This window comes from Arthrobacter agilis (assembly GCF_002953615.1).
Taxonomy (GTDB): Bacteria; Actinomycetota; Actinomycetes; order Actinomycetales; family Micrococcaceae; genus Arthrobacter_D; species Arthrobacter_D agilis_B.
This window is the reverse complement of record NZ_CP024915.1, coordinates 2,653,075-2,665,502: the sequence shown is the minus strand read 5'-3', so window position 1 is coordinate 2,665,502 and position 12,428 is coordinate 2,653,075. Positions and strand designations below refer to the sequence as shown.

Genomic DNA, 12,428 nt, shown 5'->3' with positions numbered 1-12,428 from the left:
CCGCCGATGAAGACGGCGGCGATGGCGTCCAGTTCGAAACTGCCTCCCGCCGATGCCACGGCGCTGCCGGCACGCGCGGTGCTGACGACGCCGGCGAGGCCTGCCAGGAAGCCCATGTTCACGAAGATGAAGAAGTTGACCCACTTCGTCTTCACACCGGACATCATGGCCGCGTAGAGATTCCCGCCCATTGCATAGACGTGCCGGCCGAACACGGTCCGTGAGAGCAGGAACGAGTACAGCAGGACGAGGGTCGCGAGGATGATCAGGATGATCGGCGTACCGCGGTTGTACGCGAGCAGGTAGCACAGGTACATGATGGCGACGACGGCGATGGCGATCTTCAGGACGAAGGACAGGGTGCGCTCGCGGGGGAGGTTGAGGCGCCGGAGGTCGGCGCGCCCCTTGAGCTGCTGCGCCACGAGGGCCAGGGAGGCCAGCGCACCGATGCCGAGCGTGATCAGGTCCGGTGTGCCGGTGGCAGGGAGCGTGCCCGAGCCGATCGAGTTGAAGGCCCGCGGCAACCCGCTGATCGTTCCGCCGGTCAGCAGCACGAGGGCCACGCCGCGGAAGACCAGCATGCCCGCGAGGGTCACGATGAAGGCCGGTATGCCCACGAAGGCGACCCAGAAGCCCTGCCAGGCCCCGATCAGGGCGCCCACGAGGAGCGACAGTGCGACGGCGGCACCCCACGGGAGTCCCCAGCTGTTCATGGAGAGCGCAGCCACGGCGCCGACCGTCGCGACGATCGAGCCGACGGACAGGTCGATGTGCCCCGCGATGATGACGATCACCATCCCGATCGCGAGGATGAGCACGTAGGCGTTCTGCTGGATCAGGTTGCTCACGTTGCCCGGGTACAGGAGGCGCCCGCCGGTGAGGACCTGGAACAGCAGGATGATGACGGCGAGGGCGGCGAGGATGCCGTACTGCCGCATGTCGACCCGGCGTCGCCTCTTCTTGGCGGGATCGGGGCGAGGCGGGACGGGAGCCGTGGCCTGCTCGGGCGTGGTGGTGGTCATGAGGCCTGTGCTCCTTGGTTCCTGGCGGCGGTCATGTGGCGCATGAGTTCCTCCTGGCTGGCGTGGGCGCGATCCAGCTCGCCGGTGAGCTTGCCTTCCGCGATGGTGTAGATGCGGTCCGAGAGCCCGATCAGCTCGGGCAGCTCGCTGGAGATGACGATCACCGCTTTGCCCTGGGCCGCCATCTCGTTGATGATCCCGTAGATCTCGTACTTGGCGCCCACGTCGATGCCCCGCGTCGGTTCATCGAGGATCAGCACGTCGGGGCCCGAGTAGATCCACTTGCTGAGGACCACTTTCTGCTGGTTCCCGCCCGAGAGGTTGCCGACCACCGAGGTGACGCTCGGCGTCTTGATGTTCATCTGCCGGCGGTACTCGTCGGCGACGGCGTACTCCCGGTGGCGGTCGATGATCCCCAGCCGGGCGAGCTTCCCGAGGGCTGCTGCCGAGACGTTGACGGTGATGCTGCCGATCAGGTTCAGGCCGTAGCGCTTGCGGTCCTCGGTGACGTACGCGATCCCGTTGCGGATCGCCTCCCCGACGGTCCGCGTCTGGATCTCCACGCCGTCCTTGTAGACGCGGCCGGAGATGCCGGTTCCGTAGGAGCGACCGAAGATGCTCATGGCCAGTTCCGTGCGGCCCGCCCCCATGAGTCCCGCGAATCCGACGATCTCGCCGGCACGCACGGAGAAGGACGCCCTGTCCACCACGGTCCGCTCCACATCGATGGGGTGGTGGACGGTCCAGTCCTCCACCCGGAACTTCTCCTCCCCGATGGAGGGCTCGCGCGGGGGGAACTGGTGGTCCAGCGGGCGCCCGACCATGGCTCGGATGATGCGGGTCTCGATGTCGTCGCTGTCCGTGACGGCGAAGGATTCGATGGTCTGCCCGTCGCGGATGACGGTGACGGTGTCGGCGATCGCGCGGATCTCCTTGAGCTTGTGGGAGATGATGATCGACGTGATGCCCTGCGTCCGCAGCTGCTCGATCAGGCTCAGCAGATGGGCCGAGTCGTCGTCGTTGAGGGCGGCCGTGGGCTCGTCGAGGATGAGGATCTTCACCTCTTTCGACAGGGCCTTGGCGATCTCGACGAGCTGCTGCTTGCCCACCCCCAGTTCGAGGACCTTGGTGGCGGGGTTCTCCTGCAGGCCCACCCGGGCGAGGAGTTCCGTGGCCTGCAGGTTCGTCCTGTTCCAGTCGATCACCCCGCCCCGCTGCACCTCGTTGCCCAGGAAGATGTTCTCGGCGATGGACAGGTACGGACTGAGGGCGAGTTCCTGGTGGATGATGACCACGCCGTCGCGCTCGCTGTCGTTGATCGAGCCGTAGGCGACCGGCTTCCCGTCGAGCGTGATCGTGCCGTCGAAGCTGCCGTGCGGGTAGACACCGCTGAGCACCTTCATCAGGGTGGATTTCCCGGCGCCGTTCTCGCCGCAGATGGCATGCACCTCGCCGCGCTCCACGCTCACCGAGACGCCGTCGAGGGCCCGGATGCCGTTGAACTCCTTGACGATGCCGTCCATCTCGAGGATGACGTTGCTCATGCTGTTCTCGCTTCGCTCTAGGGCAGGACGGGGCGCGGCTCGTCGCCGCGCCCCGTCCTGCACTCGGTGGTCAGAGACCGATGTCTGCTGCCTTCACGAAGCCGGACTCCACGAGCGTCGGCTCGACATCGTCCTTCGCCACGACCACGGGATCGAGGAGGTAGGCGGGGACGACCTTGGTGCCGTTGTCGTAGGTCTCGGTGTCGTTGACCTCGACCTCCTCGCCGGCGACGATCGCCTGGATCATCGACTCCACCTGGCCGCCGAGCTCGCGGGTGTCCTTCCAGACGGTCATCGACTGCTGGTCGGCCAGGATCGCCTTGACGTTGGCGACGTCGGCGTCCTGTCCCGTGATGAGCGGCCAGTCCGTGCCCGGCTTGTAGCCGGCGGCATCCAGGGACGCCTCGATGCCGAGCGCGAGGCTGTCGTTGGGTGAGAGCACGACGTCGACCTTGTCACCGCCGGTGTAGAACGACTGCAGGCGGTTGTCCATCTCGGCCTGGGCGTCGTCGGAGCCCCAGCCGAGGATGCCGATGGCCTTCCAGCCGTCGTTGTCCGCCGGCGACTTCCCGGAGGGGACGACCAGCTGGCCGGACTCGACGTAGGGCAGGAGGACGTCCCACGCCCCGGCGAAGAAGAACGCGGCGTTGTTGTCGTCGGGGCTGCCCGCGAAGGGCTCGAGGTTGAACGGGCCCTTGCCGTCGGCCAGTCCGAGCTGCTCCTCGATGAACTGGCCCTGGAGCTGGCCCACCTTGTAGTTGTCGAAGGTGGCGTAGTAGTCCACGGCCTCGGTGCCGTTGATCAGGCGGTCGTAGGCGATGACCTTGACGTCCTGGGACGCTGCGTCCTCGAGGGCGGGCCCGAGGGTCTGGCCGTCGATGGCCGCGACGACGAGGATCTTCGCCCCGCCGGCCACCTGGTTCTGGATCTGGCTGATCTGCTGGTCCGTCTTGTTGTCCGCGTACTGCAGGTCGACGGTGCAGTCGGCGGCTTCGAGCTTCTCCTTGAGTCCCTCGCCGTCGTTGATCCAGCGCTCGAGGCTGCGGGTGGGCATGGAGATGCCGACGTTGCAGCTGGTGGTGGCGTCATCGCCCTCGGCTTCGGGGGCGGTCGATCCGGCCGGCGCACAGGCCGACATTCCCGCTGCGACACCGACTGCCAGCAGGAAGGCCGAGACATTCTTGATCGTGGTCATGGGTTGAGCCTTTGAAAAGGATCCGTCCGGGTGGCGGCACGCCCGGGGCAGGGGCCGGAGGTAACGGTCGGCATGCCTTGGTGTGCCTTGTGGCTGGATCGAGCTGATACAACGCTGTAGCGCCCGGTCGATGTCACCATCGACGATATGTAGGCGAAGACAACATATCCGTGGAAGGCAGGCTGCGACAAGGGTGTGCGCGAACGTTATCGAAGTGAGACGTTCGGGGGTGATCAGGCGCTCCGGGCCTTCCGGGCGCGGTAGGCCTTGACGTGCGTGCGGTTCGCGCAGTTGCCCATGTCGCAGAAGCGCTTCGAGCGGTTGCGGCTGAGGTCCAGCACCACTCCGTCGCAGTCCTCGGCCGCGCAGGAGCGGAGGCGGTCGAGTTCGTGACCGCGGATCACGTCGGCCAGCGCCATGGCCGCCTCGGTCGCCATCCGCTCCTCGAGCGGCGCCTCGGGTGCTGTGGCATGGAGGTGCCAGTCCCACTCGTCGTGCCGGACGAGCTGGGGGAGTGCATTGGCGCGCCGCAGGATCGCATTGACGAGCGCGACGGCGTCGTCCTCGTCCGCGAACCAGAGGACCTCCAGCTCGGCGCGCAGTGCGCGCACGGCGTCGAGTTCCGCCTCGGTGTGTGTCCGCGAGCCGGAGAAGCGCTGCTCCTCGAGGAAGCGGTCCAGGCCTTCCAGGGTGTCCAGCGGGTCGACGTCGTCCTTCGCACTGTTGATGAGTGCGGCCGCGGACGCGAGCGCCACCTCCGTGTCATAGGTGAAAGACATGTTGACTCCTGACATCACGAACCCCTAGTGTCACGACCATAACCACTTGTCACTCATGACACCACTTCTCGACCCGAAGGAGCGGACGTGCCCCTGCGCCCCACCGCCGGCCTCTGGCTGGCAATCGTCTCCGCCGCGACGTTCGGCGTCTCCGGACCGTTCGCCAAGTCCCTCCTCGAGATCGGCTGGAGCCCCGGCGCCGCCGTGGGGCTCCGGATCGGGGGTGCCGCCGTCGTGCTCCTCGTCCCGGTGCTGATCGCCATGCGAGGCCGCTGGGCGACACTCCGCGGCAATGCCCTGACGATCGTCATCTACGGGACCACGGCGATCGCCCTGTGCCAGCTGTTCTACTTCAATGCCATGCAGCGCATGTCCGTCGGGGTGTCGCTGCTCCTCGAGTACCTGGCGCCCGTGCTGATCGTCGGCTTCCTGTGGCTGCGCTCGCGGAAGGCGCCGCAGGTCCTCACGATCATTGGTTCCGTCACGGCCGTCCTCGGACTGCTGCTCGTCCTGGACCTCACGGGTGACACCCGGCTGGATCCCGTCGGCGTGCTCTTCGGTCTCGCCGCGGCCGTGTGCCTCGTGGTGTTCTTCCTCATGTCCGCGAAGGTGGACGAGTCCCTCCCCCCGCTCGTGATGGCCGGCGGCGGGATGGTGGTCGCGGCGGGAACCATAGCGGTCCTCGGCCTGACGAACATCATGCCGTTCCGGTTCGTGTTCGCCGACGTCTCCCTGGCCGGGGCGACCTACAGCTGGATCGTGCCGGTCGCCGTGCTCGTCCTCGTGGCGACGGTGGCCGCCTACGTGACCGGGATCCTCGCCGCGCAGCGCCTCGGGTCCAAGGTGGCCAGCTTCGTGGCGCTGACCGAGGTGATGTTCGCGGTGCTCGCGGCCTGGCTGATCCTCGGTGAGCTGCCCGGACCCCTGCAGCTGCTCGGCGGGCTCCTGATCGTGGCCGGCGTGGTGTGCGTGCGGCTGGACGAGCTGCGGAGCGCGGACGCCGCAGGGACTGCCCTGCTCGACCAGCCCAACCCGGTGGAGCCGTTGCCGCGGGGGTGACGGCGCGGACGAAGCAGCGTCGTCATGCTGGGTCGGGTTTCCGGCGGTGAGGTGAATGTCGATAGAGTGCCTACACATGGCTCAGCAGGGGGCTCGACCAACGCCTTCCCACGGAGTCGATGATGAGCCCTCACACCTCACCTGCGAGACCGGACCTGGTGCGCCGACCGGCCCAGGAAGCCATCGCACAACCGCGGCCCAACTACTTGCGCATGTCGATGCGGGAACTGCGCGTCCACGCCAACCGCCTGTACCAGGCCCTGGACATGGAGAACCCGCCGGAGAAGGCTCGCTACGAGTACCGGCTGGTCAGCGCCATCCTCCTGATGCGCGCGGACCTCGCCCGACACCGTCTTGCGGTGCAGGCGCATACTGAGGCATGACCATTCGCCCGAAGACCGACGATCCGCTCGTGCTGCCGGTTGTCCTGCCGGCGCCGACCCCGGCGAGTGTCCGCCGTCGTCCATCCCACCGGGCGACTGAATCCAACACCTCCCTACGAGGACTCGCCAAACGACGATCGGACTCGATGACGCGACTGGGTGCTCGAGCAACCCGGGGCAGCCGACAGTCCGTCGTCATGCCTGGTGCTGCGCCTGTCGTCGCTCCTGGCATTGCACCTCCTGCGCTCACCGTCCCGAGCTCGCCCTGATCGCGACGCGCTCAGAACACGGCGACACCGATTCCAGGAGGGCCCTGGCCGGGCTCCCGCACCTGAGGGATCTCAGCCGGGACCACAGAGCCCGATCATCGCGGTCGCCCCAGAGGACGAAGGAGACGAGAAGCTGATGCGCATCTTCACTGGCCACGCACCCCGGCAGCCCACGGTCACGGACGTTCGTGCCTTCCGCACGGCGGGACGGGGGCCGGCCTCGACCCCAGCCGACGAGGACAGTTCCGGGTCGGCGACCGCCCGGAAGCAGGAAACCCGTCCATCCTCGGGGACTCCACGCGCCGTCGAGCGCATCCGACGCACGATCGCACCAGGATCAGGACGACTGCTCGTCCGTGCGCGCGGGTCCGTCCTTCGGACGTATCCATGCTGACAGTTGCCGAACCACACTCCGATCCCACGACCGCGCACGAACCTCGTCCGCTACTGGTTGCAGTACGCGAGGCTTCCTCAGTGAATCCTGCCCTCGAATGGGCTGCACGTCGTGCGCGTGACACCGATCGTGCGTTGATGCTCGTTCACGCTGTTCCGGGTGCCGATCTGATGCCGCCCGGCACCCGATACGGGCCTGTCGTCGAACGGGGCAGAGCTCTGCTGCAGGCCGAGTCGCTGCGCCTGGAAGCCCGATCACCGGGACTCAGGACGAGTACGTACCTGCATTGCGGAGATGTCGTCCATGCTCTGCTCGGCCTGTCCGCCGGAGCTTCTCTGCTCGTCGTCGGAGCGGACAGGATGAACACCCGCACAGGCGTCTTCCAGGGATCCGTGGCGATCGAGGTCGCGCTCGGGTCCGCGGCTCCCGTGCTCATCGTCCCGCTCGGTCATCGAGGTGGTGGTCAGAACGGGACGGGGGCAGGACACGTCGTCACGGGCGTCGACGGGTCCGCGGAGTCCTACGAAGCGTTGAGACGGGCAGCTTTCGAAGCCAACCGGATGCGGACACCCCTGAGAGTTGTGGAGGCCGTCCGGCCGTCCTCACCGGCCACGGAGGCGCGGACAGTCAGTACGTCGGCGATTCTGAGCGCACTTCGGACCGCGTACCCGGCCCTGATGGTGAGTTGGATCGTCGATACGGTGCATGCTCCTGCCCGTGCGCTGGCTCGACACAGCCGGGATGCCTCATTGCTCGTCATCGGGCGGCACGGGAAGGGTGCGAGAGCAGGGATGGGACTCGGATCTGTCACCCACGCGGTCCTGCTGCGGCCTCCCTGCCTCACCCTCGTCATCCCGGCACCAAATCAGATCCATCGGCGTCCAGGCGTCTGACCTCGTACGCGGGGAGTTGCTATGTCGACCTGGGCGGCGACGCGGACGGAGGTGGCCGTGAGCCGCGCGGGTAACCCGGTACCTCGTCAGTCGAGGAGAGGAAGTCGCACGAACTCGGCTCTGGGGCGTTGGGGGAGCTCATCGATCAGCTCGTTCACAGCCATGGCAACGGTGTTCCGTTCGCTCTGCGACAGTTCGTACACGCCGTGCAGATAGGCGTCCATCTCGAAGAGCTCCAGCTGCCCGCCGATCGCGTAGTAGTGGACCCATAGATCTGCAGACGTCAGACCGGCATGATGGACTGCCAGATGAGTGCTCCGTTGTTGCGTGTACGCGGTCATACCATCGCCTGCTCAGGCTTCAACCGGGAACGATCATGTCCATGTTCCTGAAAACACTCCTGGGGACCCGGACCGGACCCAGACGAACACCTTTATAAGCCAGCTTACCCTCTGTGTTACCCACAAGACCTGGCAGAAGCTCGCTGACCGGTTGGAAGGGCCCAGCAGGTGTCCACTCCTGACCGCGACGGCTGCCGCACATGAAAGAGCAGGGGCCGGCACTCCCCGACGGTGCCGGCCCTGCTGCGGTCATGCTTGTCGAAGTCAGCCTTCGACGGCCGCGATCTCGTTCGGAGTGCCGGGGAGCTCGTCCGAGGACGTGATCTCACCGGTAGCGATGTCGACGGCGTGGAGCTTCTTGGCTGCGGGATCGGTGATGTACGCGGTGCCGCCGACGACCTTGATGGCGGGGTGCGGATCCTGCCATTCGACCGGGCCTTCCCACGCGTCGATGACCGGCAGGGAGTCGGTGATCGCACCGGTCTCGGGGTCCATCGAGTGCAGGGCTCCGTCGGAGGCGAGGATCAGGACCTCGTCGTTCGGTCCGCGGGCCACGTCACGGAAGGTGTACTCGACGCCCTCGGGCAGGTCGATCACCGTCATGGTCTTGGTCTCGGTGTCGATCAGCGTGAGCTGGTGCAGGAGGTAGCCCTCGAGGTCGGGGTCGTCCTTGTAGTCGCCGGCGATGATGGGGCTGGTCTCGCTGACGTACGCGTTGCCCATACGGCCGAATTCGTCCGGCGCGTCGATCTTGGTGATCTCGCCGTTGTCGTAGACGAGTGCGCCGTCGCTGCAGCCGAACACGACGGCCTCGTTCATGGCTGTGCCCTCCCCGTGGACGGAGGGGCACTCGTCGCTCGTGGCGACCTCGTTGCCGTCGGCGTCCAGAACCTCGATGCCCGAGCGGCTCTCGGAGTTGCCGACGGTGGTCAGGAAGGTGCCGTCGTCAAGAACGATGGAGACACCGTGGTGGGCTTCTTCGCCTTCGATGACCTCGGTCGCCGGGAGGCTTTCGGGATCCTCGAGGAGATCGTCGGTGGTGTAGATGGTGGTGTCGCTGGTGCCGTCGGCGTAGAGGATGGTCTTGTCGCCGTGCTGGACCACGTGGCCGGCGGTGTCGGCCTCGAACATGAGGTCCGTGAGCTTCGGTTCCGCCTGCTGTGAGCCGGAGGAGTCGGTCCACGTGCCGAGGTCCAGGACCTGAAAACCCTCGGGCACGGTGACGAGGGCGTGGCGTCCGTCTCCTGCGGGGTTCAGGCGCGTGAAGCCGTCGATGGGCAGGTCGCCCTCGAGCTCCAGTGTGGTGCCGTCGAGGACCACGATCCCGCCGTCGTAGGTCAGGGCGACGCGGGGCGTCTGCTCGCCGGCTGCAGCGGCTGAGGTGGTGGTCTCCGGCATGGCGGACGTGTCTGCCGCCGGTTCCGAGGGGGACCCGCAGGCGGTCATCAGGAGGGCGGAGGTAGCGACCGTGGCTGCGAGGGCCAGGCGCTTCGGGCGGTACGGGAGCGGGTTCGTCGTCATCATCGTTCTTTCTGTGTTCTGGACTTTCAAGGAGAGAGTCCGGCGGCGATGCGTTCGGTGTTGGTGCGCATCATGGTCAGGTATGTGTCTGCGCCCTCGCCCGGGTCGGTGAGGGATTCGGTGAAGAGCTCGACGACGTCGACGTCGATGTTCGCGCCGTCGGCGAGTACCTGGACGAGGCGGTCGGGTTGGGAGGACTCGGCGAAGATCGTGGTCACCTGTGCTTCCTCGATCGCTCCGACGAGGTCGCGGAGATCGGAGGCACTGGGGGAGGCGAGGGTGGTGCCTCCCGGGATGACGGCCCCGATGAGCCGGAAGCCGTACCGTTCGGCGAGGTAGCCGAAAACGTGGTGATTGGTGACGAGGTTCCGCCGCTCCACCGGGATGGCCGCGAAGGCTTCGGTCATGGTCCGGTCGAGATCGGTGAGCTCGGTCTTGTAGGCCGAGGTGGAGGACTCGACGGCTTCCGGGTCGATGTCGTCGATCCTCAGGGTCTGCTCCTGAAGTTCGTCGACGACCTCGATCATGAGTGTCGGGTCGGTCCAGAAGTGGGGGTCCATGGACCCCTCGGATTCCCCCTCCGCATAGGCGAGGGGTTCGTTGACGTCACCGGCGACGAGGAGGGGTACGCCGTCGGACTGGGCGCTGTCGATGTGCTGCTGGAGCCCCTCTTCGAGGCCGAGCCCGTTGGTGACGATGAGATCGGCCTGCCGCATCATCGCCCCGTCCTGCGCGGAGATCTCGAAGGAGTGCGGGTCGGCACTGGGTTGCATGAGGACGCGGACCTCGGCCTCGTCGCCGACGACGTTCTGCACGACGTCGCCGAGGATGTTCGTGGTGACCACGATGACGGGCTTGGTGCTCCCGGCGGTGGCGCACCCGGAAGCCCCGACCATCGTTGTCACGGCCAGGACCAGTGCCACGTACCTACGTGTTCGAGTCATCGCCCGACCTCCACCAGGTGCGCGGGGACGGTGTCGGTGTCGAACGTGCGGGCGATCCGGGCGTTGTCGGCGAAGTCGATCTCGAACAGGGTCTGTTCGGCCGGGGCATTGAGGTATGCGCGCTGCTGGTCGACGGTCAACTCGACCCCGGTCATCAGGTCCGGGTCCTGCAGGGTCTGGGGTAGCAGGGGTCCGGTGGCGGCAATCACCTCGTCGGTCTCGGCGGTGAGGACGAGGATGCGGCCGTCTGCGGCGAGGGCGACGACATGGCCTTCCCGGTCGTCGACCGCGGAGACCTGCAGGAGCGGGACTTCGGTCGGGACGAACTGCCATGAGCGTTCCCGGGTGTCCAGCAGCCAGGCGCCCTGGTCCCCGGCGACGGCGGCGACCGTGGGGCGGCCTTCGCGGGCCCGGAACTCCGTGGCCTTGGGCGCGTCCGTGTCGGCCGGGTAGGGGATGCGTTCGTAGCTGACCTGATCGCCGTCAAGGGTTGCCAGGAGGGCGCCGTCGTCGCAGCCGATGACAGTGCCGACAGCTGTCGCGATGGTGCCCTGGGCGTCCACGCACTCGGCGGACGTGCCGTCCATCGGTCGACCGTCCTTGTCGTATGCCTGCACGGACGCGGCGGTGCCCGTGCTGCCGGGTTCGGTGAGGAGGGTGAGGTCCGAGAGCGGGACGAGCATCCCTGCATGTGGTTCTCCGGAGAGTTCGGTGCGGACATCGAGCTCTCCCCTGGCCAAGGCATCGTTGTCGAACACAGTGCCCTTGCCGCTGTCGGGGAAGTAGACGCCCGTTCCCGATGAGCCGGAGGTGACGACGGCTTCGCCGTCGCCTTCGACGGTGCCGATGGTTCTGGGTTCGCCGCTGTAGTAGTGGAAATGGTCCTCGTGATCCCACGTCCACATGCCGCTGTCGATGATCGTCAGGGCTCCCGTGGTCGCTGAGGACGCGAAGAGGTACCGCCCGTCCGTCGAGGTGCTGCTGATCTCGGGGACATCGCCGACGGTGGTGGTCGTTCCATCGGCGAGGTTGAGCAGGTCGATCCGTCCGCCGGTGTCCAGGGTCATCAGGTGAAGCTGCGGTTCAGCGACTTCCGTGGAGCCCTCGAGTGTTCCGTGACCGTCGCCGATCTGGGGCGAGGCCGAACTGGAGGCGGCCGGAGGGCCACTGGCGATATCCGCGGAGGGGCCGGATGGGGTGGTGGTGGAGCAGGAAGCAAGAGTCAGGGCGAGCAGAGGGAGGCAGAGCACAAGAGTTTCAGGCGTTCGCACGAAGGGCTTTCTGTGATGGACGTTCCGGTTCCGAGCCGGCTGGACGATCGACGTTCTGTGGAGAACTGTCAGAAGAGGTGGTGCGCCGGGTCATGCCGCGGACGATGCTCGACATGGCGGCACAGGCGATGGCGGCAAGGGCGATCGAAGCGCCGGCGGCCGTCCCGTGATGCCACGAAGCCAAGAGCCCGAGGAAGACCGAGAACGCCCCGATCAGGGCCGCAAGCCCCATGGTCGTCGGGATGCGCGTGGTCCACGCGGCAGCGGCGACAGCAGGGGCGAGGAGTAGTCCGATGACCAGCAAGGCGCCCACCGCCTGGTAGGAGGCGACGACGGCCAGGGTTACGAGTCCGACGAGAAGTACATGGGCCGGCCGGGGACGCAGTCCCATGACGTGGGCGACGCGGCGGTCGAAGGCGAGGGCGACGAAGGAGCGGTGGAAACCTGCGGCGATCAGTACCGTGAGGATCAGTGCGCCGGCAAGGAGCTGAACCTCGCTGGGCCCGATGGCAAGGACGTCGCCGAACAGGATGGCTGTGGCATCGGTCGCGAAGCTGCGGGAGTGGGAGATGATGATGACCCCCGCGGCGAGCATGCCGACGAAGAAGAGACCGATGCTCGTGTCATGGGACAGCCGGCCCCGCCGGGCGAGGAAGCTCACGCCAAGACTCATCACCACGGCACTGCAGGCCGCGCCGAGGATGACCGGGACACCCGCCAATGTCGCGAGGGCCACGCCGGGCAGCATTCCGTGCGCCATCGCCTCCCCGAGGAACGCCATGCCCCTGATGACCACCCACGTGCCGACCACGG

The 12,428-nt window shown here is 67.0% G+C and carries 12 protein-coding genes; 3 read left to right on the top strand and 9 right to left on the bottom strand.

Annotation, left to right across the window (positions count from 1 at the left end; translation table 11 throughout):
- The 4 genes from CVO76_RS12960 to CVO76_RS12945 form a co-directional block, all read right to left on the bottom strand.
- Window positions 1-1,022, bottom strand: a 1,022-nt coding sequence (locus tag CVO76_RS12960; RefSeq protein WP_208741817.1) for an ABC transporter permease subunit, incomplete at its 3' end; no start/stop codon positions are given.
- On the bottom strand, window positions 1,019-2,566 hold the full coding sequence (gene mmsA, locus CVO76_RS12955) for a multiple monosaccharide ABC transporter ATP-binding protein (protein ID WP_133079915.1): 1,548 nt from the start codon (window positions 2,564-2,566) through the stop codon (window positions 1,019-1,021). The genes mmsA and CVO76_RS12960, both read right to left, overlap by 4 nt.
- 70 nt (window positions 2,567-2,636) lie before the next feature.
- Window positions 2,637-3,761 (bottom strand): multiple monosaccharide ABC transporter substrate-binding protein, encoded by a 1,125-nt coding sequence (gene chvE / locus CVO76_RS12950; protein ID WP_133079914.1) that lies wholly within the window; start codon window positions 3,759-3,761, stop codon window positions 2,637-2,639.
- Window positions 3,762-3,994: 233 nt separating this feature from the next.
- A complete protein-coding gene (locus tag CVO76_RS12945) occupies window positions 3,995-4,540 on the bottom strand; it encodes a CGNR zinc finger domain-containing protein (protein WP_133079913.1) in 546 nt (181 codons plus the stop codon).
- An 87-nt stretch (window positions 4,541-4,627) separates the two neighbouring features.
- On the opposite strand from CVO76_RS12945, the gene CVO76_RS12940 reads away from it, so the two are divergent.
- From CVO76_RS12940 to CVO76_RS17635, 3 genes are all read left to right on the top strand, one after another.
- The gene (locus tag CVO76_RS12940; RefSeq protein WP_208739554.1) at window positions 4,628-5,599 is read left to right on the top strand and encodes an EamA family transporter; all 972 of its coding nucleotides are present in this window, start codon (window positions 4,628-4,630) and stop codon (window positions 5,597-5,599) included.
- A gap of 122 nt (window positions 5,600-5,721) precedes the next feature.
- Window positions 5,722-5,982, top strand: coding sequence for a hypothetical protein (locus CVO76_RS12935; protein WP_133079911.1), 261 nt, complete (start codon window positions 5,722-5,724; stop codon window positions 5,980-5,982).
- Window positions 5,983-6,638: 656 nt separating this feature from the next.
- Entirely contained in the window at window positions 6,639-7,538 is a 900-nt protein-coding gene (locus tag CVO76_RS17635) for a universal stress protein (protein WP_432206102.1), read from the top strand.
- 86 nt (window positions 7,539-7,624) lie between these two features.
- Here the strand turns inward: CVO76_RS17635 and CVO76_RS12925 are convergent, their stop codons facing one another.
- From CVO76_RS12925 to aztB, 5 genes are all read right to left on the bottom strand, one after another.
- On the bottom strand, window positions 7,625-7,879 hold the full coding sequence (locus CVO76_RS12925; protein ID WP_133079909.1) for a hypothetical protein: 255 nt from the start codon (window positions 7,877-7,879) through the stop codon (window positions 7,625-7,627).
- Between the two features lie 264 nt (window positions 7,880-8,143).
- On the bottom strand, window positions 8,144-9,400 hold the full coding sequence (aztD, locus tag CVO76_RS12920; protein ID WP_244185965.1) for a zinc metallochaperone AztD: 1,257 nt from the start codon (window positions 9,398-9,400) through the stop codon (window positions 8,144-8,146).
- A gap of 26 nt (window positions 9,401-9,426) precedes the next feature.
- Complete coding sequence (gene aztC / locus CVO76_RS12915) at window positions 9,427-10,344, bottom strand: zinc ABC transporter substrate-binding protein AztC (protein ID WP_208739552.1); 918 nt, start codon at window positions 10,342-10,344, stop codon at window positions 9,427-9,429.
- Window positions 10,341-11,411, bottom strand: a complete 1,071-nt coding sequence (locus CVO76_RS12910) for an ABC transporter (protein WP_208739551.1) — start codon at window positions 11,409-11,411, stop codon at window positions 10,341-10,343. Before CVO76_RS12910 ends, aztC begins: the two co-directional genes overlap by 4 nt.
- 190 nt (window positions 11,412-11,601) lie before the next feature.
- Window positions 11,602-12,428, bottom strand: an 827-nt coding sequence (aztB, locus tag CVO76_RS12905) for a zinc ABC transporter permease AztB (protein WP_208739550.1), incomplete at its 5' end; no start/stop codon positions are given.